General features: G+C 69.9%; 24 protein-coding genes and 1 riboswitch. Of the genes, 14 read left to right on the forward strand and 10 right to left on the reverse strand.

The window, feature by feature from the left end:
- Positions 1-168 precede the first annotated feature (168 nt).
- The 3 genes from ABGB18_RS34095 to ABGB18_RS34105 all read left to right on the forward strand — a co-directional run bounded on the left by ABGB18_RS34095 (position 169) and on the right by ABGB18_RS34105 (position 2,262).
- The gene (locus ABGB18_RS34095; RefSeq protein WP_347699774.1) at positions 169-369 is read left to right on the forward strand and encodes a DUF5302 domain-containing protein; all 201 of its coding nucleotides are present in this window, start codon (positions 169-171) and stop codon (positions 367-369) included.
- Positions 370-530: 161 nt separating this feature from the next.
- A riboswitch (cyclic di-AMP (ydaO/yuaA leader) is annotated at positions 531-664 on the forward strand.
- A 166-nt stretch (positions 665-830) separates the two neighbouring features.
- On the forward strand, positions 831-1,358 hold the full coding sequence (locus tag ABGB18_RS34100; protein WP_347699775.1) for a hypothetical protein: 528 nt from the start codon (positions 831-833) through the stop codon (positions 1,356-1,358).
- A 52-nt stretch (positions 1,359-1,410) separates the two neighbouring features.
- The gene (locus ABGB18_RS34105) at positions 1,411-2,262 is read left to right on the forward strand and encodes an alpha/beta hydrolase (protein ID WP_347699776.1); all 852 of its coding nucleotides are present in this window, start codon (positions 1,411-1,413) and stop codon (positions 2,260-2,262) included.
- Positions 2,263-2,269: 7 nt separating this feature from the next.
- Here the strand turns inward: ABGB18_RS34105 and ABGB18_RS34110 are convergent, their stop codons facing one another.
- On the reverse strand, positions 2,270-3,508 hold the full coding sequence (locus tag ABGB18_RS34110; RefSeq protein WP_347699777.1) for a DUF4032 domain-containing protein: 1,239 nt from the start codon (positions 3,506-3,508) through the stop codon (positions 2,270-2,272).
- Between the two features lie 22 nt (positions 3,509-3,530).
- Here ABGB18_RS34110 and ABGB18_RS34115 point away from each other — a divergent pair, with 22 nt between their 5' ends.
- Complete coding sequence (locus ABGB18_RS34115; protein WP_347699778.1) at positions 3,531-5,099, forward strand: DUF885 domain-containing protein; 1,569 nt, start codon at positions 3,531-3,533, stop codon at positions 5,097-5,099.
- On the opposite strand, the gene ABGB18_RS34120 is transcribed toward ABGB18_RS34115, so the two are convergent.
- A complete protein-coding gene (locus ABGB18_RS34120; protein WP_347699779.1) occupies positions 5,094-5,729 on the reverse strand; it encodes a class II aldolase/adducin family protein in 636 nt (211 codons plus the stop codon). The two genes, ABGB18_RS34115 and ABGB18_RS34120, sit on opposite strands and share 6 nt — an antisense overlap.
- Before the next feature lie 34 nt (positions 5,730-5,763).
- Entirely contained in the window at positions 5,764-6,348 is a 585-nt protein-coding gene (locus ABGB18_RS34125) for a TetR/AcrR family transcriptional regulator (protein ID WP_347699780.1), read from the reverse strand.
- A 55-nt stretch (positions 6,349-6,403) separates the two neighbouring features.
- On the opposite strand from ABGB18_RS34125, the gene ABGB18_RS34130 reads away from it, so the two are divergent.
- Both ABGB18_RS34130 and ABGB18_RS34135 read left to right on the forward strand, forming a co-directional pair.
- Positions 6,404-7,327, forward strand: coding sequence for a carbohydrate kinase family protein (locus ABGB18_RS34130; RefSeq protein WP_347699781.1), 924 nt, complete (start codon positions 6,404-6,406; stop codon positions 7,325-7,327).
- Positions 7,328-7,376: 49 nt separating this feature from the next.
- Positions 7,377-8,600: an aminotransferase class III-fold pyridoxal phosphate-dependent enzyme gene (locus ABGB18_RS34135; RefSeq protein ID WP_347699782.1), complete on the forward strand. Its 1,224-nt coding sequence runs from the start codon at positions 7,377-7,379 to the stop codon at positions 8,598-8,600.
- 39 nt (positions 8,601-8,639) lie between these two features.
- Here ABGB18_RS34135 and ABGB18_RS34140 read toward each other — a convergent pair whose 3' ends face one another.
- Complete coding sequence (locus ABGB18_RS34140; protein WP_347699897.1) at positions 8,640-9,809, reverse strand: alkyl sulfatase dimerization domain-containing protein; 1,170 nt, start codon at positions 9,807-9,809, stop codon at positions 8,640-8,642.
- Positions 9,810-10,016: 207 nt separating this feature from the next.
- Between ABGB18_RS34140 and ngcE the strand changes: the two genes are divergently transcribed.
- The 6 genes from ngcE to ABGB18_RS34170 all read left to right on the forward strand — a co-directional run bounded on the left by ngcE (position 10,017) and on the right by ABGB18_RS34170 (position 14,176).
- A complete protein-coding gene (gene ngcE / locus ABGB18_RS34145) occupies positions 10,017-11,459 on the forward strand; it encodes an N-acetylglucosamine/diacetylchitobiose ABC transporter substrate-binding protein (RefSeq protein WP_347699783.1) in 1,443 nt (480 codons plus the stop codon).
- Between the two features lie 4 nt (positions 11,460-11,463).
- Entirely contained in the window at positions 11,464-12,378 is a 915-nt protein-coding gene (locus ABGB18_RS34150; protein WP_347699784.1) for a sugar ABC transporter permease, read from the forward strand.
- Positions 12,379-12,380: 2 nt separating this feature from the next.
- Positions 12,381-12,821, forward strand: coding sequence for a hypothetical protein (locus ABGB18_RS34155; RefSeq protein ID WP_347699785.1), 441 nt, complete (start codon positions 12,381-12,383; stop codon positions 12,819-12,821).
- Positions 12,822-12,865: 44 nt separating this feature from the next.
- Positions 12,866-13,234 (forward strand): carbohydrate ABC transporter permease, encoded by a 369-nt coding sequence (locus ABGB18_RS34160; protein ID WP_347699786.1) that lies wholly within the window; start codon positions 12,866-12,868, stop codon positions 13,232-13,234.
- Between the two features lie 9 nt (positions 13,235-13,243).
- Positions 13,244-13,519, forward strand: a complete 276-nt coding sequence (locus ABGB18_RS34165; protein WP_347699787.1) for a 4a-hydroxytetrahydrobiopterin dehydratase — start codon at positions 13,244-13,246, stop codon at positions 13,517-13,519.
- Positions 13,520-13,609: 90 nt separating this feature from the next.
- Positions 13,610-14,176: a hypothetical protein gene (locus ABGB18_RS34170; protein ID WP_347699788.1), complete on the forward strand. Its 567-nt coding sequence runs from the start codon at positions 13,610-13,612 to the stop codon at positions 14,174-14,176.
- A 168-nt stretch (positions 14,177-14,344) separates the two neighbouring features.
- Here the strand turns inward: ABGB18_RS34170 and ABGB18_RS34175 are convergent, their stop codons facing one another.
- From ABGB18_RS34175 to ABGB18_RS34195, 5 genes are all read right to left on the reverse strand, one after another.
- Positions 14,345-15,310 (reverse strand): pirin family protein, encoded by a 966-nt coding sequence (locus tag ABGB18_RS34175; protein ID WP_347699789.1) that lies wholly within the window; start codon positions 15,308-15,310, stop codon positions 14,345-14,347.
- 47 nt (positions 15,311-15,357) lie between these two features.
- A complete protein-coding gene (locus ABGB18_RS34180; protein ID WP_347699790.1) occupies positions 15,358-15,534 on the reverse strand; it encodes a ferredoxin in 177 nt (58 codons plus the stop codon).
- Positions 15,535-15,548: 14 nt separating this feature from the next.
- Positions 15,549-16,784, reverse strand: a complete 1,236-nt coding sequence (locus tag ABGB18_RS34185) for a cytochrome P450 (protein ID WP_347699791.1) — start codon at positions 16,782-16,784, stop codon at positions 15,549-15,551.
- A gap of 5 nt (positions 16,785-16,789) precedes the next feature.
- Positions 16,790-17,161, reverse strand: a complete 372-nt coding sequence (locus ABGB18_RS34190) for a hypothetical protein (RefSeq protein ID WP_347699792.1) — start codon at positions 17,159-17,161, stop codon at positions 16,790-16,792.
- Positions 17,162-17,241: 80 nt separating this feature from the next.
- Positions 17,242-18,612, reverse strand: coding sequence for a serine hydrolase (locus tag ABGB18_RS34195; RefSeq protein WP_347699793.1), 1,371 nt, complete (start codon positions 18,610-18,612; stop codon positions 17,242-17,244).
- A gap of 166 nt (positions 18,613-18,778) precedes the next feature.
- Here ABGB18_RS34195 and ABGB18_RS34200 point away from each other — a divergent pair, with 166 nt between their 5' ends.
- Entirely contained in the window at positions 18,779-20,494 is a 1,716-nt protein-coding gene (locus ABGB18_RS34200) for an ATP-binding protein (protein WP_347699794.1), read from the forward strand.
- The gene (locus ABGB18_RS34205; protein WP_347699795.1) at positions 20,487-21,164 is read left to right on the forward strand and encodes a response regulator transcription factor; all 678 of its coding nucleotides are present in this window, start codon (positions 20,487-20,489) and stop codon (positions 21,162-21,164) included. The genes ABGB18_RS34200 and ABGB18_RS34205 overlap by 8 nt, the downstream gene beginning before the upstream one ends.
- On the opposite strand, the gene ABGB18_RS34210 is transcribed toward ABGB18_RS34205, so the two are convergent.
- A complete protein-coding gene (locus ABGB18_RS34210) occupies positions 21,140-22,339 on the reverse strand; it encodes a DUF418 domain-containing protein (protein WP_347699796.1) in 1,200 nt (399 codons plus the stop codon). The genes ABGB18_RS34205 and ABGB18_RS34210 overlap by 25 nt on opposite strands.
- Between the last annotated feature and the right edge of the window lie 216 nt (positions 22,340-22,555).

Raw genomic sequence — 22,555 nt, forward strand, 5'->3', positions numbered from 1 at the left:
GTGAAGGCCGAGGTCAGCGGGGGTTTGTCGGCCCGCGCGCGGTGCTGTCGCAGGCAGCGGCGAGGCCGCGCGGGCCCGCCACGCCGTGACGTTGGTCCGCGCCGGTTTCGCGTCATTAGCAGCGGCGTGCGAAGCTGTGGGTGTCCCCAACACCACGGAGGTCCTCTCATGGCGGAAACACCGGAGCCGGAAAACGACGAAACTCCCGAGGACGAGATGAAGCGCAAGTTCCGTGAGGCGCTGGAGCGCAAGCGCAACCAGCACGCCGGCTCGGGCGCGGGTGGCAGGGGCGGCGACCCATCGAAGATCCACGGGGCGCACGGTCCAGCTGCGAGTAAAAGATCGTTCAGGCGCAAGAGCGGCGGCTGAGGCCCGGTTTCCATGGGGGTACGGCATGCCGTACCCCCTTTCTCTTTGCCATTTAAGGTAGATCTTCGCCCGATTCATGGTGAAACGTTTGCGTTTGTCCGATTCGATGCTACTGTTTTCGCCATTACCAACTGGTGACCCGGCCCTTACCCAAGAGGGACCACCGGTTGGCGCCGAATCCCGATCAGTCGGGAACCGGGGACCCACCTCCACTGGGGTGAATCCGGCCGCGCCGGTAGGGCATCTCCACGCCCGAGCCCGTCAGCTAACCCGGTAGGCGTGATGGAGAGGACATACCCATGATCGAACCACTGGACAACGTAGTGTCGGCTGCCTTCTGAGCAGCCCCTTTCCCGGATTCTCCAAGCGCTCCACCTGACCCCGCCGGGTGGCCTGAGCGGCCATGCCTGCGCCCCCGGAGAGCGCGACCCCCTGTTTCCTCGTGAAGGGCTCTACTTTTCATGTCTGCTCGCACTGGTCTGCGTTCCCTCGCTCTGATCACCGCCTCCAGTTGCTGCGCGCTGGCACTAGCCGGCACCGCGGCGTACGCCGACTCGGGCGCCGACGAGGAAGTGCTGCTCAAGGGCTCCACCACGGCGTCATACTTCTGGGACGACGCCTCCGGCAGAGCCGGTGACACGGGACTGCCGGCCAGCGGCAAGCCGATGCAGAAGCAGTTGGCCGCCAGCCCGAGCTGGCCGCTCATGACCGAGGGCTACGTCATCTACAAGGGCAAGAAGATGCCCTTCTTCGTGGGCGACCGCGGCCCGGGCGAGCCCTCCAGCAACGGCGTCATGCTGGACCTGGACGCCAAGACCTTCGCCGACCTGACCGGCGGCACGTTCAACCCCGACACCCTGGGCGTCGACGGCAACGGCGGCGAGGGCCACATCGACGTGGACTACGTCATCACCAAGTGGGGCGACGGCCCCGGCAGGAGGGGCCGGCCGGTCCCGTTCTCCACCGGCGCCTGGGCCGACCGCGGCTGACACCGCCCGCGGCATCCTTTACGGGGCCGTTCCAGAATGTCATTCTGGTCCGGTGACCACCCGCGTAGCCGCGAACGGCATCGAAATCGCCTATGAGAGCTTCGGCTCGCCGGCAGGACGCCCGCTGCTCCTCATCATGGGGCTCGGCGCCCAGCTCATCCACTGGGACGAAGGATTCTGCCGGCTCCTGGCGGAGCAGGGACACCACGTCGTGCGCTTCGACAACCGCGACGTGGGCCTGTCCACCCACTTCCACGACAGGGGGGCGCCCGCGCGGGGCGCGCCGTCCGCGTACGTGCTCGACGACCTGGCCGACGACACCGCCGGGCTGATGGACGCCCTCGGCTGGCCCGCCGCGCACGTGGTCGGCGCCTCGATGGGCGGGATGATCGCCCAGACGCTGGCCATCCGGCACCCGGCGCGGGTGCTGACGCTGACCTCGATCATGTCCACGCCCGGCCCCTCGATCGCCCCGCCGACCGAGGCCGCCTCCGCGGTGCTGCGGGCCACCCCGCCCGCCGACCGCGAGTCCGTGCTGGCACAGGCGGTGCGGACCTGGTCGATCATCGGGTCGCCCGGTTACGAGCTGGACCGGGAGAACGTCACCATGAAGGCCGCGCTGGCCTACGACCGGTGCTTCGACCCCCTGGGCACGGCCCGGCAGCTCGCGGCGATCATGGCCTCGGGCGACCGTACCGAGGGGCTGGGCGGGGTGGGCGTGCCCGCATTGGTGCTGCACGGCGAGGACGACCCGCTCATCCCGGTCGCGGGCGGGCGGGCCACGGCGGCCGCCATCCCCGGCGCCCGGCTGGTGACCTATCCGGGCATGGGACACGATCTGCCGGTGCCGTTGTGGCCGCAGATCACGGCCGAGATCACCAAGCTGACCACCGAAGGCGCCTGACCCGGCCCTAACTCGCGGGCCCCTCGGGCAGCGCCGGCTGCCCGTCGGGTGACTCCGGCAGCAGGGCCCGCTCGTCGGGCCGGTGGACCAGCACGTTCTCCACGTAGGACGTGACGGCCGCGGCCAGCCCCACGTCGGCGTCCGCCCTCTCGGACAGGTACCAGCGGTGGTCGAGGATCTCGTGGAAGAGCTGCGCGGGTTCCAGCTTCCCGCGCAGCTCCGGGGGAATGGCCGCCACCGTCGGCTGGAACACCTCCGCCAGCCACCGGTGCGCCACGATGGCCTCCTCCTCGTTCCGCAGCCCCTGGGCCACCCGGAACCCGTCCAGGTCGTTGAGCAGCCGCCGCGCCTGGTTCTCCTCCACGTCGAGCCCGGTCAGCCGGAGCAGCCGCCGCTGGTGGTGCCCGGCGTCGACGACCTTGGGCCGCACGATCAGCCGGCCGGTGCCGACCTTGCGCCGCACCATCATCTCGGCCACGTCGAAGCCCAGCCGGTTGAGCCGCCTGATCCGGTGTTCCACCCGGTGCCAGTCCACCTCCTCGATGATCTCGCTCTGGGTGATCTCGTCCCACAGGCGGTGGTAGCGGGTGACGATGTCCTCGGCGGTGTCCATCGGGTCGATCGACGGGTGCAGCAGGCCGCCGGCCTCCAGGTCGAGCATCTCGCCGAAGATGTTCGTGTGCGCGACGTCGATGTCGCCGAGCCGCTGGCCCTCGCTGATCATCGGATGCATCTCGCCGGTCTCGGCGTCCACCAGGTACGCGGCGAAGGCCCCGGCGTCCCGGCGGAACAGCGTGTTGGACAGCGAGCAGTCGCCCCAGTAGAAGCCGTTCAGGTGCAGCCGCACCAGCAGCACGGCCAGCGCGTCGAGCAGCCGGGTGAGCGTGTCGGGCCGCAGGGTGCCCGACATGACCGCGCGGTAGGGCAGGGAATACTGCAGGTGCCGGGTGATCAGGGCCGCGTCGAGGTCGTTCTCGCGGCCGGTGACGTACGCGACGGGTGCCACGGCGGGCGCGTCGAGCCGGGCGAGGTCCCACAGCAACTGGTACTCCCGCTTGGCGTAGCGCTCGCTGATCTCCTTGATCGCGTACACCTTGCCGGACAGCCGCGCGAACCTCACCACATGCCGCGAGATACCGCGCGGCAGATCGACGAGGTACTGCTGTGGCCAGTCCGCCAGGGGCGTCTCCCAGGGGAGCCGGATCAGGTCAGGGTCGCCTAGCGCGCCGGTGATCTGGAGGGGCATTGGCCCAGGATATGGTGCGTCGATGGACGAGTTTCTCAAGTGGTACTTTTCCGAACATCCCGTCGTCGCCAGCTCCTTAGGAGCCGACGGTTACGATCACACCCTCGGTGACTTCACCGCCTCCGCCTGGGCGGCCCGCGAGCGCGAGGAAGTCCGCTGGCTCGAACGCCTGTCGGCGGCGGAGGTCGCCTCCCCGGACGACGCGATCGACAGGGATCTCGTCCTCTCGCGGCTCAGGGGGTCGATCGCGATGGCGTCGTGGCCCGAGTGGCGCCGCGACCCGGCCGCGTACCTCTCGGCGGTCTTCACGTCCATGTACACGCCGTTCCAGTACAGGCTCAAGCCGGAGCCCGAGCTGGTGGCGGCCGCGATCGCCCGGCTGGCCGAGGTGCCCGGCGTGCTGGCCGCCTGCCGCGCGAACCTGGACCCCGACCTGGCCGCGCCGCTGCTGGTCAAGCGGGGCCTGGGCCAGGCCCGTACCGGCCGCAACCTGCTCACGGGCGCGCTTCCCGGCATGGTCGAGGACCCGGACCTGCGGGCCAGGCTGGCCGAGGCGGCCGAGCCGGCCGCGCGGGCGTTCGACGAGCTGGTGACGTTCCTGGAAGGCTTCGAGTGCGGCGGCACCTGGCGGATGGGGGAGCGGCTCTACTCCACCCTGCTGCGCGAGCGCGAGATGCTCGGGTACGGCGCCGCCGAGTTGCACGACAAGGGCAGGGCCGCCTGGGCGGACCTGGACGCGCGCATGCGCCGGGTCGCGGTCGGGGTCAACGGTGGTGAGGACTGGCGGGCGGCCATGGAGTTCCTCATGGACGACCACCCGCCGACCCTGGCCGACATGCGGGCCGAGTGCGAGGCCGAGACGCGGCGCGCCCGCGAGTTCGTCCGTGAGCGGGACCTGGTCACCTTCCCGGATGGCGAGGAGTGCCAGGTGCTGCCGTCGGCCGAGCACAACCGCCCGATCCTGGCGGTGGCCCACTACCTGGCGCCGCCGCCCCTGAGCTCCTCGCGCACCGGCATCTTCTTCGTCCCGTACACGCCGGACTACTTCACCCCCGAGCAGGTACGCCAGCGCCTGCGGACGAACGCGCGGGCCCACATGCCCTCCATCGCCGTGCACGAGGTCTACCCGGGGCACCACTGGCACCTGTCGCACATCGCGGGCAACCCGCGTACCGTCAGGAAGGTCTTCAGGACCCCCTACTTCACCGAGGGCTGGGCCCTGTACGCCGAGAAGGTCCTGCACGAGCAGGGCTACTTCGACACCCCGGCCACCGAGCTGGCCCACCTGGACCTCCGGCTCTTCCGGGCCGCCAGGATCATCGTGGACACGGCGTTGCACTGCGACGACATGTCCGTCGAGGAGGCGGAGACGTTCATGGCCACCAAGGCGTCGTTGTCGCCCGGCACCGCGCAGGGCGAGGTGAACCGCTACTGCGCCTGGCCCACGCAGGCCCCCTCCTACCTCACGGGCGCGATCGAGATCGACCGCATCAGGGAGTCGTGGCAGGGATCGCTGAAGGACTTCCACGACCGGATCGCCGGATCCGGCGGGCTGCCGCTGGGCCTGGCCGAGCGGGCGATCCGGTCATAGCCGGCGGGGGAACACCGGCGGGTTCAGCGAGCGCTCGACCACGGCGGCGAGCTGCTCGTCCGTCAGGATGGTGGGGTTGCCCACGCCGAGCCCCCGCACGTACACCTCGCACAGCCACTCCAGCAGGCGGGTGGCCTCGAACGCCTGCTCCAGCGTCGAGCCGATGGTCACCCCGCCGTGGTTGGCCATCAGCACGGCCTGCTTGCCCTCCATCGCGGCACGCACGTTGGCGGCCAGCTCGGGCGTGCCGTAGGTGGCGTACGGCGCCACCTTGACCACCCCGCCGAGCATCAGCGCGTTGTAGTGCACCGGCGGCAGCTCCGTCATCGTGCTGGCCACGACCGTGCCGAACACCGAGTGCGTGTGGACGATCGCCTGGGCGGCGGTGGTCTCGTAGACGGCCAGGTGCATGGGGGTCTCGCTGGACGGCTGCAGGTCCCCCTCCACCAGATGCCCCGCCACGTCCACGATCGGGCACATGTCGGGCGTCAGCCGGTCGAGCGCCGCGCCCGAGGGGGTGACCGCGACCAGGTCGCCGTCGCGCACGCTCAGGTTCCCCGAGGTGCCGATGACCAGTCCCAGCTCGACGGCGCGCCGGCCGTACTCGCACAACTGCTCGCGCAGGCTCATGCGCGAGCAATGTAGTAGGTCGTCCGAAATGTCGTCAAAGGCGGTCGACGGCCCGCGACATGAGGCGTTCGACATCGGCCCGGTCCAGGCGGCCGGGGTAGAGGAGCAGGTGCAGGCTGAGGCCGTCGACCAGGGCGAGCAGGTGCTCGGTGAGGTCGTCCAGGCTGTCGTCCGTGCGCAGCTCGCCGGCCGCGCGGGCCTGGCCCAGCAGGTCGCGTACGGCGGCGCGCAGCTCGCCCGCCTCCGCCCGCTGCACCTCGGCCAGCCGCTCCGAGGCCAGGCTCCGGCTCCAGAAGCTGACCTCCAGCCGGGTCTCCTGAGTACGCCCGGCGTCCAGCGGCAGGTTGTCCAGCAGCAGCTCGCGCAGCGCCGCCAGCCCCGCCAGCCCCTCGACCTTGCCGGTCAGCCGATCCCTGATGCGCTGGTGCGACTGGCGCAGCGCCGACAGCAGGATCTCGTCCTTGTCGGCGAAATAGTGGGCCAGCACACCGTTGGAGTATCCGGCCTCCTTGGCGATGGCGCGCGTGGTGGCGGCGTCGATGCCGTCCCTGACGATCACCTGCCGGGCCGCCGACAGGAGCTCCCGCCTGCGCTCGCCATGATCGACGATCTTCGGCATCCGCTGCCTCCCCGGGCACGTTGACTTTTTATTCGGACGTCTGTCTATTTAGACCATGACCGTCGCCAACGTCGCCACCGTCGGTGTCCACATCGTGGACATCCTCGCCAGGCCCGTCGAGCACATTCCCGAGGGCCAGGACACCGTGCTGGTCGACCAGATCCGCCTGACCGCCGCCGGCGCCGCCGCGGGGACCGCGGTGGACCTGGTCAAGCTGGGCAACACCGTGGTCACCATGGGCGCCGTCGGGGACGACGAGCTGGGCGACTTCCTGGTGGCGGTGCTGGGCAGGCGGGGGGTGGACGCCACGCGGCTGGTGCGCAGGGCGGGGGAGCAGACGGCCGCCTCGATCCTGCCGATCAGGCCGGACGGCGGGCGCCCCAGCTTCCACGTGCCCGGGGCGAACCTCGGGGTGACGTACGCGGACCTGGACGTCCCGGCGTTACGCGCGGCGCGGGCGATCCACCTCGGCGGGATGGACGTCACGTTCGGCCTCGGCGACCCGGAGTTCTTCGCCCTGCTGGACTCGGTGCGCGCGGCCGGGACCATCGTCACCATGGACCTCCTGTCGGAGATGCCCGACCTGCTGGGCCCGGCGCGCGCCTTCCTGCCGCACGTCGACTACGTCCTGCCGAACGAGTCCCAGGTCCTGCTCATGACGGGGGAGCGCTCCGTCGCCGACGCCGCCCGCGCCCTGCTGGCGGACGGACCCCGGGGCGTCCTGGTCACGCTCGGGGAGTCGGGCAGCCTGGTCGTCACCGGGGACTCGGCGGAGCGGGTGCCCGCCCTGAAAACGGACGTCTCGGACACCACCGGCTGCGGTGACGCGTACTGCGCCGGGTTCATCACCGGTCTCCTGCACGGCCGCGACGTGCTGACCGCCGCCCGCTGGGGCACGGCCGCCGCCGCCCGCGTCGCCACCGGGCTCGGCTCGGACGCCGGCCTCACCGACCTCGAATCCACCCTCGCCCTTCTCTGAGAACCCCCTCTGAGACCCCCTCCGAGAACCTTGTCTAAGGACCCCCCCGATGGATCTCCAGAACGACGCCGACCTCCGCCGGCGGGCCGCGAAAGTCGTCCCCGGCGGCATGTACGGCCACCTCAACGCCGCCCTCTTCGCCCCCGGTTTCCCCCAGTTCTTCGAGCGCGGCGAGGGCTGCCGGCAGTGGGACGTGAACGGGCGCGAGTACATCGACTTCATGTGCAGCTGGGGCCCGGTCGTGCTGGGTCACCACCACCCGCGGGTGGAGGCGGCCGCCGCCCGGCAGGCCGCCTCCGGCGACTGCCTCAACGGCCCCGGCCCGATCATGGTCGAGCTGGCCGAACTCCTCGTGGACACCGTGCCCAGCGCCGACTGGGCGATGTTCTCCAAGAACGGCACCGACGCCACCACGCAGGCCCTCATGGTCGCCCGCGCCGCCACCGGCCGGACCAAGGTCCTGATGGCCCACGGGGCCTACCACGGGGCCGACCCGTGGTGCACGCCCTCCCTGTCCGGGACGACCCCGAACGAGCGGGCCGACCTGGTCGAGTTCACCTACAACTCGCTGGAATCCCTGCGGGCCGCGGCGGCGACCGTGGAGGACGACGTGGCGGCGATCATCGTCACCCCGTTCAAGCACGACGCCTTCGAGGACCAGGAGCTCGTCGAGCCCGCCTTCGCGCGCGGCGCCCGGGCCCTGGCCGACCGGCTCGGGGCCGCCCTGGTGATCGACGACGTGCGCGCGGGTTTCCGCATCGACCTGCGCGGCTCGTGGGAGCCGTACGGGGTGCGCCCCGACCTGACGGCCTGGTCGAAGGCCATGGCGAACGGCTACCCGATCGCCGCGGTGACGGGCACGGACGCGCTGCGCGGCCCCGCCCAGACCCTCTACTCGACCGGCTCGTTCTGGTTCTCGGCGGTCGCGATGGCCGCCGCCAAGGCCACGATCGAGACCCTCCGCGACACGGACGGAATCGCCACCATGGAGCGGGCCGGCACCCAACTCAGGGAGGGGCTGTACGGGCAGGCCAAGTCCCACGGGTTCGTGATCAACCAGACGGGCCCGGTGACGATCCCGTGGCTCAGCTTCGACGGCGACGCCGACCTGTCGGTGGCCATGTACTGGAGCGACGCCTGCCTGCGGCACGGGGTGTACCTCCATCCGTGGCACAACTGGTTCATGTCGGCGGCCCACACGGAGGCGGAGGTGGCGCTGGCCCTGGAGGGCACCGACCAGGCGTTCGCCGAAACCCGCGCCCACTTCGGCTGACCCACCCGCTGCCCGCCGCACCTGGTGGCAGGACTGACCTTAGGAAGACCGCCGCCTGGACTCGGCGGCGGCCCAGGTGAAGATGCCCTTCGCCATGAGGGACAACTCGTTGGCCGCCCTGGTGGAGAACACCTCCGCGCGTACGCGGTGCACTCCCGCGTCGTCCGGAGCCGCCAGGGCGGCCATCTCCGCCAGTTGCCCGGCCAGCCGCTCGTCGCCGTCCGCGAGGGCCCGCAGCGCCGCGTCCGCGAGCGCCGTCGCGCCACCCGCCAGCTCGGCGACCGATTTCGCCAGGACCGCGTCGGGTGCGGGTTTCAGGTTGGCGGGGTTGCCGTCGTACCAGCCGCCGTAGAGGCGCCACAGATTCCGTACGACGAACTCCGGCTCGTCGTAGCGGGCCCGCAGGTAGGGGCGGTCGGACAGGTGGGCGGGCGGGCGTACGGAATGGACGATCTCGTCGAGCCGGGCGCCCGCGTTGAGCAGCTCCAGGGTCTGCGTGACCAGCGATTCCAGCCATTCGGCGGTCTCCAGCAGCGCCTTGCGGATGCGCGCCCGGCCGAAGATCGGGGCGCCGTGGCTGGGCAGCATGATCTCGGCGTCCAGCGCGGCCATCCGGTGCAGCGCGTGCACCCATTCCCGGGGATAGCGCTGGACCTTCTGCGGATTGCCGCAGTTCGGCGTCACCCAGATGAACAGGTCGCCGGGGAGCAGCAGGCGGTGCTCGGGGACGTATCCGATGGTCGCGTCGTCCGTCTCGCCCTTGGCGTGCAGCAGGTCGAACGTCAGGCCGCCGCGCCGCACGGTCAGGCTGGAGGAGTACGTGACGTCGGGGTGGCGGTAGCGGGTGGGCCAGCGGAGCTCCGGGGTCTGGAACTGCCGCTGATTGATCACCGCGTTGTAGCCATTCGTCAGCAAATATCGCTCAAACCGGTCAACTACCGCTTCATGGGCGTAAACCGTGGCACGCGGTCCGGCCTCCTCGAAGGGTCCCGTACCGAATACATGATCGATATGCCCGTGTGAGTAGAACGCGGTCGTCAGTGGCGCCTTGCTCCACTTGCGTACGTCCTCGTGGAGTTGGGAGGCCGAAAGCGGACTGCTGGTGTCGAACAGCAACAATTCCCCCTCGGTCTCGAAAGTGATGACATTTCCGAACCCTGGCCACCACCCCAGCCCGTCGGTTATTGTCTGGACGCCCTTGCCCCCCATGCCCGCGTCCACGATGCTGTCCTCTGATTCCCCGCGCCACACGCGCTCCGCGTACTCGACAATCACATGACCACCCCCTTCTAGAATCTCATTCTAGACAGGCATCACGGCAGGGTCACGTCTCGATCGCACCCCCTTGACGCGTGTCGGGGCCATTCGTACGTTCGGGCAAACGTTTAGGAAACTTTCCTAATTCCAGGAGCCCTCATGACCCACCCGGGCGAAATCACACGGCGTCAGTTGATACGCCGGATCGGCCTGACCGCGTTCGTCGCCGGCCCCGGGGCGGGCCTGCTGAGCGGGTGCGCCACCGGCGGCGCGGGAGGCGGGTCCGCCGCGCCGACCACGTCGATCGCGGCTTCGGCGGACGCGAAGAACCCCTTCGGGGCCGACGCCAAGAAGCCGCTCGAAGTGGTCATCTTCAGCGGCGGGTACGGCGACTCGTACGCCAGGGACCTCCACGAGGAGCTCTACAAGAAGGCGTTCCCCGGCGTGTCGATCAAGCACAACGCCACCCAGCAGATCGGCACCCAGCTCCGCCCCCGCATCATCGGCGGCGACGTCCCCGACGTGCTGAACAACTCCGGCCCCGACTCGCTGGACCTGGCCGCGCTGGCCGCCGAGGGGCACCTGGCCGACCTGGCCCCGCTGTTCGACGCGCCCTCGGTCGACGACCCGGCCAAGAAGGTCCGCGACACCGTCACCCCCGCCGTGCTCGTCAACGCCAAGATCAACGACAGGGACCTGGTGCTGAACTACACCGTGTCCCACCGTGCGCTCTGGTACAACGCCAAGCTGTTCGCCTCCAAGGGGTGGACGCTGCCGAAGACGTGGGCCGAGTTCACGGCGCTGGGGGACACGGCCAAGGCGGAAGGCATCCTGCTCTTCGCCTATCCGGGGCAGAAGGGCCCGTACTACCAGCTCTGGAACGTCCTCTACACCGCCGCCAAGATCGGCGGAAACCAGGTCCTCATCGACATCGACAACCTGGTCGACAACGCCTGGAACGCCGAGGCGATGAAGCAGGCGGTCACCGCCTGGGCGGACGTTCAGGCGAAATATGGCGACGAAGCGTACTTCGGCCTCGACCACACCCAGACCCAGGTGAAGCAACTCCAGAACGAGCTGCTGTTCTACCCCGTCGGCTCCTGGATCGAGAACGAGATGGCCAAGGACAAGCCGGCCGACTTCGAATACGCCATCGCCCCCATTCCCGACGTCACCGCGGCCGACCAGATGCCCTACGGCGCCATTCAGGTCGGCGTCGGCGAGAACTTCGTGGTCGGGGCCAAGGGCAAGAACCCGCGGGGCGGGCTCGAATACCTGCGCATCATGCTCTCCAAGGAAGGCGCCCGGGGTTTCACCGAGAAGACCAAGAACGTCACCGTGGTGAACGGCGCCGCCGAGGGACTCGACCTGCCCGCCGGCCTGATGAGCGCGGCCAGGGCCCAGGACGCGGCCGGCCAGAACATCATCACCGACGCGCGTTTCGAGGGCTGGTACAAGGAGCTTTTCGACTACGGCACCGAGCAGATCAACGTGGTCATGGCCGGGCGCATCACACCGGAGAGGTTCTGCGCCAACATGCAGCAGAAAGCCGACGACGTCAAGCAGGACGACGCGGTCACCAAGCAGACGCGGAGCCAGTGAGCAGATGGAGCGGCTGCGCAAGTACGGGTTCGTCGCCGGATTTCTCATCGTCCCGCTCACGCTCTATTCGGTCTTCGTCATCAGCCCCTATGTCCAGGCGTTCCAGCTCTCCTTGACGAGCTGGAACGGATACAGCTCGATCGTGCGCTACGTGGGGCTGGACAATTTCGGCCGGTTGCTCGGTGACGAGGTGTTCTGGCAGGCCCTGCGCAACCACGGGCTGTTGCTGCTCGCGATGCCGCTCACGACGCTCGTCATCGCGCTGTTCCTGTCCTTCCTGCTGAATCTCGGCGGCGGCACCCGTGGCGCGGGCATGCGGGGAGTGTGGGGGTCGAAGTTCTACCGGGTGGTGTTCTTCTTCCCCCAGGTCCTCGCCGTGGCCGTGGTCGGCGTGCTGTTCCAGGCCATTTACCGGCCGGACGAGGACGGCGTCGTCAACGGGCTGCTGGCCAGATTCGGCGTCGAGCCCGTCGGCTGGCTCATCGAGCCGAGACTGGCCCTCTGGTCGGTCATGGCGGTGATGGTCTGGCAGGGGGTCGGCTTCTACGTCGTGCTGTTCTCGGCGGGTATGGCGGCCATTCCCAAGGACTATTTCGAGGCGGCCGCGATCGACGGCGCGGGCCGGGCGCGGCTGTTCTTCTCCATCACGTTGCCGCTGCTGCGGGACACCGTCCAGGTGGGCTGGATCTATCTCGGCATCGCGGCCATGGACGGTTTCGCGCTGATCCAGGTGCTGGTGGGCGACAAGGGCGAGCCGGACGGCGCCACGACCATTCTGCCGATCACCATCTACAAGAACGCCTTTTCCTTCGGGAAGGTCGGTTACGCCTCCGCGATGGGCGTGGCGCTGTTCTTCCTGACCGTGACATTCGCCGTGCTGACCTTGCGTACGACCCGGCGTGAGAGGGTTGAGCTGTAGAGATGGCCTCGCGTGACAGGGGCGGGCCGCGCCCCAGCGTGCTCAGCGGGCTCTCCCACGTGGCGCTGGCCGTGTGGGCGCTGCTGATCGTCCTGCCGCTGCTGTGGACGTTCCTGGCGTCGTTCAAGAACAACACCGAGATCTTCGGCGACCCGCTCCAGCTTCCCGGGGCGCTGCGCCTGGACTCATGGGGTAGGGCGTGGGGCAAGGCGCACATCGGCCAGTACATGCTCAACACGGTCATCGTCGTCTTCTTCGGTACGGCGGGCACGATGCTGTTCGGGTCGATGGCGGCGTACGTGCTGGGGCGCTACCGGTTCGTCGGCAACAAGCTGATCTATTACTACTTCGTGGCCGGGCTGGCGTTTCCGGTCTTCCTGGCCCTCGGGCCGCTCTTCTTCGTGGTCAAGCAGGTCGGCCTGCTGAACTCCCACATCGGCTGATCCTGGTCTACATCGCCTATTCGCTGCCGTTCACGGTCTTCTTCTTGGCGGCATTTTTCCGGACATTGCCGGAAGCGGTCGCCGAGGCCGCCCGCATCGACGGCGCCTCCCACACCCGTACGTTCTTCCAGATCATGGTTCCCATGGCGAAGCCCGGCCTGATCAGCATCACGATCTTCAACGTCCTGGGCCAGTGGAACCAGTATCTGCTGCCCCTGGTCCTGCTGGCCGGCGCTCCGGACAAATGGGTGCTCACCCAGGGCATCGCCGGCATCTCCACCCTGGCGGGCTACGAAGCGGACTGGCCGGGGCTGTTCGCCGCGCTGAGCATGACCATCCTGCCCGTGCTGATCGTCTACATCATCTTCCAGCGCCAGATCCAGTCGGGGCTCAGCTCCGGCGCGCTGAAGTAACGTGGCGCCATGGACATCGAAGCCAAGCTCGCGGCCCTGCCCGCCTGGCGGCGCGAGGGCGAGGAGATCCGCCGTACGATCGAGGCCCCCGACTTCCCGGCCGCCATCCGCATCGTGGACGACATCGCCGTACAGGCCGAGGAGCTCAACCACCATCCCGACATCGACATCCGCTGGCGCACGCTGCATCTCGCGCTGGCCACGCACGACCAGGGCGGCCTCACCGACCTCGACTTCACGCTGGCCGCCCGGATCGACGACATCGCGGCGAAACACGGCGACTGAGGCGAATACTCACCGTATCCACCTGGTCACTCGTTAGAGTGGTGACCTCTCGGAGTCCGCACCGAACGGGCTCGAACCATGGGGGGTCTCATGCGCGTGCCCGCGTTCCTGCTCGTCCTGCTCACCGCCGCCGGAGGTTGCGCCGGCTCACCCGCCCCGCTGCAGAACGCCTCGGGCAGCAGCCCGACCGCGCCCGCCGCCGGGATCACGCTGACCGGCGGCGGCCAGTTCACCTCCGACGACACCTCGGCCATCGCCTACGACCGCAAACTGGCCCCGAAGGGCTCCCAGGCCAGCGTCACCGCCGAGTCCACGAACCAGGGAGCGCGCACCTCCCTCGTCGTCGAGGGCATGCGCCCCAACCGCACCTACGGCGCTCATCTGCACACCAAGCCCTGCGGTAAGCGCCCCGACGACTCCGGACCGCACTACCAGCACCATCCCGGCCAGATCACCCCGGCCAGCGAGGTCTGGCTCGACGTCAAGACCAACGCCTCCGGCGCGGGCCGCTCCACGGCCCGCAACGACTGGCAGTTCGACCCCACCGAACTGCCGGGCTCCCTGGTGATCCACGCCAAGCCCACCGTCACCTCGGGCCCCCAGGTCGGTACGGCCGGAGACCGCGTCGCCTGCCTGACCCTGAAAAAGTCCACCTGACCAGCCAACCCGAACACGGACCGGGATGATCCGCCTCGGCCGGGTGGTCGATCCGGCGGCGCGGTACAGGCAGTCCGGCCCTCCTCGCGATGCGGGACCCGCGTATCCCGACCCTCCTCGCGATGCGGAGGACCCGAGCGATCCGCGATCCGGCCCGCTCGGGCCGCGTCAGGCGTGCTGGGCGGGGATGGTGCCGAGCCGGCCCGCCTGGTAGTCCTCGAAGGCCTGGGCCAGCTCGGCCTTGGTGTTCATGACGAACGGCCCGTAGTGCGCCACCGGCTCCCCGATGGGCTCGCCGCCGAGGACGATCACTTCGAGTGTTTCCTTGGCCGTGATGGTGATGCTCTCACCCGCCGTGGTGAGCCCCGGACGGTTCCCGAACCCGTCGAACACGGCGAGTTGCCCGCCGTGGAACGGCCGGCGCTCGGCCCCCACCGTCCCCCGGCCCGACAGCGCGTACGCAAGCGCGTTGAAGTCCTTGCGCCACGGCATGACCAGCCGCGCGCCGGGGGAGACGGTGGCGTGCAGCAGCGTGATCGGCGTCTGCGTGCTGCCGGGGCCGAGGTTCCCGCCGAGGTCACCGGCGATGAGCCGGACCAGGGCGCCACCGTCGTGACTGCTCAGGAGCACGACATTGGACCCCCTGATGTCCTGGTATTTCGGGGCGGTCATCTTCTTGGCCCCCGGCAGGTTCACCCAGAGCTGGATTCCGTGAAACAGCCCGCCCTGCTGCACCAGCCACTCCGGCGGCGCTTCTTTATGCAGGATCCCCGCTCCGGCGGTCATCCATTGCGTGTCACCGTTGGTGATCGTCCCGCCGCCGCCGTTGGAGTCGAGATGGTCCATCACCCCGTCGATCATGTACGTGACGGTCTCGAAGCCCCGGTGAGGGTGCCACGGCGTGCCCTTGGGCTCACCCGCCGCGTAGTCCACCTCGCCCATCTGGTCCATCATCACGAACGGGTCCAGGTATTCGGGCTTGATCGCGGCCAGCGCCCGGCGCACCGGGAACCCTTCCCCTTCGAACCCGCTGGGCGCGGTCTCGACGGCGAGCACCTTGCGTTCGGGCCTCCCGGCCACGGGCTCGGGGAGACGAGGGAGGCTGAGGGGGTTCTCTACGGTCACGGCGGGCATGTCGCGCTCCTTCCAGCGGATCTGCCCCACTCAACTCGATTTACTTTTCAACTATTCCGCCATCCTGCGATCACTGCTGGGCATCGGAACGGCGCGAACCAGGGCGGCTCGTCGTCGAGCAGCACGACGGCGCCGTCCTCGTCACGCTGGTCGAACACCTGGGCGGTGCTCAATACGCACTGCCCCGATCCGACGCACAGCTCTCGATCGACGGTCACCTTCATGGCATTGCCCCCTTTCACCATGTGACAGGCAGCTCGTACACCCCGTAGATCAGCCCGTCGTGCTTGAACCGGACCTGAGCCGCGTCCACGGCGAGCCGAAGGTCCGGGATTCGCCGGTACAGGGTGCCGTAGGCGACCTGGAGCTCCATTCGGGCGAGGTTCTGGCCCAGGCACTGGTGCACCCCGAACCCGAAGGCCATGTGGCCGTGGGCGTCACGGTGTCCGTCCAGGCGGTCGGGGTGGTCGAAGACCTCCGTGTCCCGGTTGCCGATCTCGGACGCGAGGATCACGCCGTCGCCGGCGCGGATGACCTGGCCGCCGATCTCGATGTCGGCCACCGCGACCCGGCGCCGCCCGGTGTGCACGATGGTCAGGTAGCGCAGCAGCTCCTCCACCGCGCCGGCGATCAGCGCGGGGTCGCCGTCGCGCAGTTCGCCGAGCTGGACCGGGTCGCGCAGCAGCGCGAGGGTGCCCAGGGCGATCATGTTCGCGGTCGTCTCGTGCCCGGCGACCAGCAGCAACGTGCTCATCAGGGCCGCCTCGCGGCGGGACAGCGCGCCGGTGGCGACCTGGCCGACCGCCAGCCGGGACAGCAGGTCGTCTCCCGGGTGGGCCTGCTTGTCCTCGACCAGGCGTTCCAGGTAGTCCGTCAGGCTGTTCTGGGCGCGTTCCTGGTCCCGGGGCGAGGTGTCGCGGTTGACGAGAACCTTGCCGCACGACTGGAAGAAGTCGTGGTCGGCGTACGGCACGCCAAGCAGTTCGCAGATCACCAGGGACGGCGCCGGCAGCGCGAACGCCTGGACCAGGTCCACCGGCCGGGGGCCGGCGAGCATGTCGTCGATCAGCCGGTCCACGATGCGCTGGACGGCCGGCCGCAGCGCCTCGATCCGCCTGACCGTGAAAGGCGCGGTGACCATGCGGCGCAGCCGGGCGTGGCCCGGATCGTCCATGCTGATGAACGTCTGCGCGATCTTCCTGCGCTCCCGGATCCCCGCGGTCGCGAACGGGTAGCCGGGCCGGGTGGTGTCGGCGCTGATCCGCGGGTCGGCCAGCAGGGCACGCTGTTCGGCGTACCGGGTGACCAGCCACGGCGTGCTGCCGTCCCAGAGCCGGACTTTGGTCAGCGGCGTCCTCGCCTGCAGATCCCGCAGCTCCGGCGGGGGGTCGAACGGGCACCCCGCCGACCTCTCCATCGGGTAGTACGGGATCTCTGTGGGCCTCCCCGGTCCTGTGGTGGTGTCGGTGGACATCGCTTTCACTCCCCGAGATGCTCGGTCGCCTTTCTCGCCGCGGCCAGCGCGGCGGGCACGGCGGCCTGGTCGATCATGTGACGCAGGGCGGGCGTGGCATCGGCCAGCGCCCGCTGGCCGGTCTCATCCAGCTTGCCGATGAGGGTGGCCACGAACGCGACGCGGGCGGCCGCCCGGTGCCGCAGCACCTCGCGGCCCGCATCGGTGATCACGACGAGTACGATCCGCCCGTCCGACGGATCCCGCCGGCGTTCCACCAAGCCCCCGCCCCACCTGGGCGCGGTCTCGACGGTGAGCACCTTGCGTTCGGGTATCCAGGCCACGGGCTCGGGCAGGCGCGGGAGGCTGAGGGGGTTTTCTGCGGTCATGGCGGGCATGTCGCGCGCTCCTTCCAGCGAGTCTGCCCCGCTCAACCCGATTTACCTTCAACTACTCCGCCTCCCCGAGCACTCTCCGGTCAGTCCTCCTTGACCAGGGTGAACGCGCCTCGGGCCAACCCCACCAGCTCCTGGCCCAGCTGGGCCTCACTGAACGGCGCGTCCGGGTCGCTCGCCATCGCCGCCACCACGTACGTCCTGCCGTCCTTCATGCGGGCGAGGTAGCCCACGTCGAGCACGCCCGGCTCCGACCCTCCCTTGTACCACACCGTCGGCCACTGGCTCGGGTCCAGCCCAAGCCCGCCGTCGTTGATCGACAGTGCCTGGCCGACGTGCGCGTCGCGCAGCTTCGTCAGCCCCGCGTAGGCCTGGCAGACGTCGGCGGGCGAGCCGTACCACTCGAGCGTGTCCAGCTCGCGCGGCGCGCTCCACATCGCGAAGCTGGACAAGGGCACCTTGGCGACGACCTCGTCCAGGTAGGCGCGCTTCTTGGTGGTGCTCAACGACCGGTACTTCTTGGCGTACCGGGGATAGTCCACGCCCTTGAGCACGAACATCTCCCGCGTCGTGAGGAAGGGCGCGTTGCGCTTGTCGTGACCGCCCCACGCCCGCGTCGTGCGCTCCACGGCCTTGCGGCCCACCTTGTGGATCAGCAGGTCCGCGGCCGTGTTGTCGCTGATGGAGATCATCAGCTTGGCGGCCTCCAGAACCGACACCTTGCTGCCGTCCGGGCGGTCCTGGAGCTGGCCGGAGGGCAGGCTCTTCAGCTCCGGCTCGATCGTGAGCTGAGTGTTCCAGCCGAACTCGCCGCGCTCGACGGCCTCGGCCACCGCGCCCAGCACGTACAGCTTGAACATCGAGCCGAGCGGGCGCACCTTGTCGGCGGCGATCGAGTGGACGGGACGGCAGTCGCCGTTCTTGGTCAGCTCGGCCGCGACGAAGCCGGCCTGGGGTGCCGCCTTGCGTAGCCGTTCGTCCAACTCGGCCCAGCTCCGCGGTGCGGGCGCGCGGAACTGCAGGCTGCCGATCAGGCCCGCGGCGTCCACGCCGAGCAGCACCTCGTACGCCGTCCCGCCCGCCGTCACAAGGGCGATCAGCGCCGTTTGCTGCGCCTGCGTCAGCCGCTCCAGCCGCATGCCCCGGAAGGCGGCCAGGATCTGGTTGATCGTGGCGGCCGGGATTTCCTTGAGGAAGCCGGCGGTGAAGTGCTGGGCAAGCTCGCTCTCCGGCACCGGCGGCCGGGTGGCTGCGTCCAGCAACCAGCGCAACTGCCTGCCGGCGGGCGTGTCCGGGATCGCCGGCGCGGTGACAGGGGCCGTCGCCGGTGCGGTGAGGGCGCTGACGGGGGTCGTGGTGGCTTGCACGGGCACGGGCTGGGCCACGCAGACGGTCATCGTGGCCGCTGCCGCGGTCACCACCAGGGATCGGGCGGTTTTCGACGGGGCATGCATGAAAAGTCCTCCGGCTCGGGGCTGCGTTTCCGTGATCCAAGGCAATCGCGGCCATGGGGCGGGGGACCACCAAGGAGGCCACCGTTCCCGAAGGTGAGGCTGGCCGCAGGAAATATGTGGATAACCTCGTAGACGCCCTCCACAGCACTCATGACGATTGGGGCCTATGAGATCCAGGCTCGTGGCCGGGTCGCTGTCCGTGCTCGCGGCCGTCGGCGTCGTGGCGGGCGCGCTCCTCGAAAGCGGGCTGCCCGCTCCGGCGACGCAGTGGGCCTTCGTCGTGATCGGCCTGGTCCTGCCCGCGCTGGGCTGGTTGTTGGCGGTCCGGCGTCCCGGCAACCGCTACAGCTGGTTGCTCCTGGCCTGCGGGCTCTCCCTCGGGATCGGCCTCTTCGGCGTCGGCCTGTCCAGCCGCACCGGGCAGCCGAACCCCCTCGTCTACATCCTCGCCGTCTTCTACGGCCTGATCTGGATCTTCGTCCCGCTGCTCTTCCCCGACGGCCGGCTGCCCTCCCGCCGGTGGCGCTGGGTCGCCCGGGTCTCGGTCCCGGCCATCGCGGCGCACGGTGGCGGGCTCGCGCTGGCCGGGTACTCCTTGATAGAGGTGCCGACGCCGCCGTTGTCGGGCACCGAGATCGTCGGGGCGTTCCTGGGCGGGATCGGGCAGCTCGTCACGTGGATCATGGCGGTGGTCGTGTTCTGCGGGCTCGTGCTCCGGTGGAGACGTAGCACCCCGGGCGAGCGCGGGCAGTTCGCCTGGATGGTCGCGGGCGTGGCCATGAGCCTGACCGGCGGCGTGCTGGTGCTGTGGGACGCCTCGCGGTTCACGATGTCCGGGGCGATCGGGCTCATGGCGATGCTGGGGTCGGTGCCCGTCACGATCGGAGTGGCGATCATCCGGCACCGGCTGCTCGACCTGCGCATCGGCATCCGGGGATCGCGGCTGCAGCTGGTGTTCGACCTGCGCCCGACGGTGGACGAGGTGCTGTCCGACCTCGGCACGGCCCTGCACGACACGCCCGAGCCGGCCGAGCAGCTCGACCGGCTCGCCGCGGCCGTGCGCGCCGGGCTGGAGGCCAGGTGGGCGGCCGTCACGCTCGCGGACGGGACCCGCGTGGTCGCGGGCACCGAACAGGGCCAGGCCGTGCTGACCGTGCCGGTACGCGGCGGGCGGCTCGAATGCGGCCCCAGGGAGGCCGGCCCGCTGACCCGCGAGGACCGGCGGCTGCTGGCGGCGCTGGCCGTGCCCGCCGGGCTCGCCATCCAGAGCGCCGGCCTGGTCGGCCGCCTGGTCAACGCCCAGGAGGCCGAACGCCGGCGCATCGAGCGCAACATCCACGACGGCGTGCAGCAGCAGCTCGTCGCCCTCATCGCCGGACTGGAGCTCGCCCGGGCCACCGGAGCCGACCCTGACATTCTCGCCCATCTGCGCGAACAGGCCCGCCAGACGCTCCACGACCTGCGCGAGCTGGCGGCCGGCATCCACCCCTCCGCTCTCAGCCAGGGGGGCCTGGTGGAGGCCGTGGAGGAGCGCTGCTCCGGCCTGCCCGTGCAGACCACGGTGACGTCGTCCCCCGCGCTGCGGACCAGGCGCTTTCCGGACGAGATCGAGGGCGCGGCATACTTCACCGTGAGCGAGGCCGTGGCCAACGCCCTCAAGCACGCGGGCGCCACCCGCATCCAGGTGGGCCTGGCGCAGTCCGGCGGACGCCTGCGGGCCACGGTCACCGACGACGGGACGGGCTTTGACCCGTCGGCCACGGGCCGCAGAGGGCTGGCGACGCTGTCCGACCGGCTGAACGCCCTCGGTGGCGAGCTGATCGTGGAAAGCGAGCCGGGGAAGGGGACACGGGTGAACGCGTGGGTGCCGGTCGATGAGTGAGCGCATCCGTACGGTGCTGGCCGACGACCACTACCTCGTCCGCGAGGGCACCCGGCAACTCCTGGAACTGTCGGGCGAGGTGGCGGTCGTGGGCGCGGTCGGTGACGCCGACGAGCTCCTGGACGCCGTCCGCAGGCTCGGCCCCGATGTTGTGATCACCGACATCCGGATGCCTGGCGGGCAGTGGCGGCAGGGCTTCGAGGGCATAGACGCGGCCCACCACATCCGCTCGGCGCATCCCCGGGTCGGGATCGTGGTGCTGTCGCAGTTCGCGGACGCGCTGTTCGCGTTGGAGCTGTTCAAGCAGGGCACCGAGGGCTACGCGTACTTGCTCAAGGACCGGGTGGGGGATCTGGACGAGTTGCTGGGCGCCATCAGGGCGGTCGCCTCGGGCGGCTCGGTCATCGACCCCAAGGTGGTGGAGGGCCTGCTGGCCCGGCGGGACGTACGCGGCCAGCAGGAGGCGCTGACGTCGCGGGAGCGTGACGTGCTCAGGGAGATGGCCCACGGCCGCTCCAACTCCGCTATCGCCAAGGCCCTGCACCTGTCGATCTCCTCGGTGGAGAAGCACGTCAACGCCATCTTCACCAAGCTCGGCCTGGAGAACAGCGGAGACGTGCACCGCCGGGTGGCGGCGGTCCTGACCTACCTCGGCCCCGGCTCCCCGTGACCACCACGGGGCCGGCGGTAGGCGAGGCGGCGAAGCAGGATCTCCGCCGGGCCGCGGTGCCCGACGCGCCGCATGACGTCGGCGAGGAGGATCGAGATCATCCAGGCTGCCGCCGCCACGCCCGTGGCGCCCGCGAGGCCGAGGTCGTCCTGCAGTCCCAGCCCGTACGGGTAGAAGAGGGCGACGAAGACGATCGACTGGAAGATGTAGAAGGTCATCGAGCGCTGGCCGAGCGCCTGGATCGCGGTGATCACTCCGTTGCGCCGGCGGCCGGCCCAGAGCGCGAACAGGCCGCTGATCGCCGCCATGCCGATCCCGCCGAGATAACCGGTGAGCGGCTGCGCGAAGGCGGCGGTCCACACCGCGGTGGCCGGTGGGTCCGTCCAGAGCCCGGTCTGGATGAGACCGGCGGGTACGGAGCCGAGCACTGACAGGACGGTAGTGACCACGGAGACCCGGATCAGGAAACCGCGATGCCGCGCGGGCTCGTCCAGGAAGCGGCGCCGCGCCGCCCATATGCCGAGGAGCACCCCGGGCACGACCGTGAGGACCGCGAAGGGCAGGCTGAACGGCCAGATCTGGATTCGAGTGACGAGCAGCTCCCAAGGGCTCTGCCCGGCCACGGAGACAGTGCCCACCGTGTAGGTCGAGATGCCCTCCGAGAGCGGATATACCATCAAAAATCCGACTATCGCGGTGGCCGGCACCTGGAGGAGCCCCGCCGTCCACAGCAGGGTCGAGTCCTTGCGCCGCAGCATGCCGACCAGCAGGACGGCGGCCAGGCCGTAGATGGCGAGGATGTCGAGCGGAACAAGCAGCACCGTGTGCAAGAACCCGATCGCCACCAGCCACCACCCCCGGCGGCGGAGCAGCTTGCGGACGCCCGGCCAGTCGCTGCCGCGCTGGGTCTGCCGATGCATGAGCTGGACCAGCGAGTAGCCGAACAGGAACGCGAACATCGGCCGCGCATGGTTGTTGACGAAGAGCTGGTGGAAGAAGGCGGTGATGTCGTTGACCACGGCCGGGCCGCGGTCGATGTCGACCACGAACAGTGGCCCGTGCGCGAAGGCGATGGCCAGCAACATGAAGCCGCGGGCCAGGTCCGGGGCCAGGGCCCGCGCGGGGGCACCGGGCGGGCTGTGGGACGACGTTCGTGCCTGGATGGTCGTGTTCAAGACCTAACTCCTCGAAGGTGTCGTGGTGGTGGGGCTACGGCCCGCCCTTCTCCTGGCAGCGACGAAAGCCGGTCTTGCCTGGGCCACGGCGCGGGCTGCGCCGTGGTCTCGCCTCCGTGCCGCGTGGACCGCGTGACGGTCTTGCCTCTGTCACCGCGCTGCCTGAGCGATGATCTTGCTTTGCCGTGGCGCTTCTGTGGAGCTGAGGTCGGGCTG

It is taken from the genome of Nonomuraea sp. B12E4, assembly GCF_039871825.1.
GTDB lineage: Bacteria > Actinomycetota > Actinomycetes > Streptosporangiales > Streptosporangiaceae > Nonomuraea.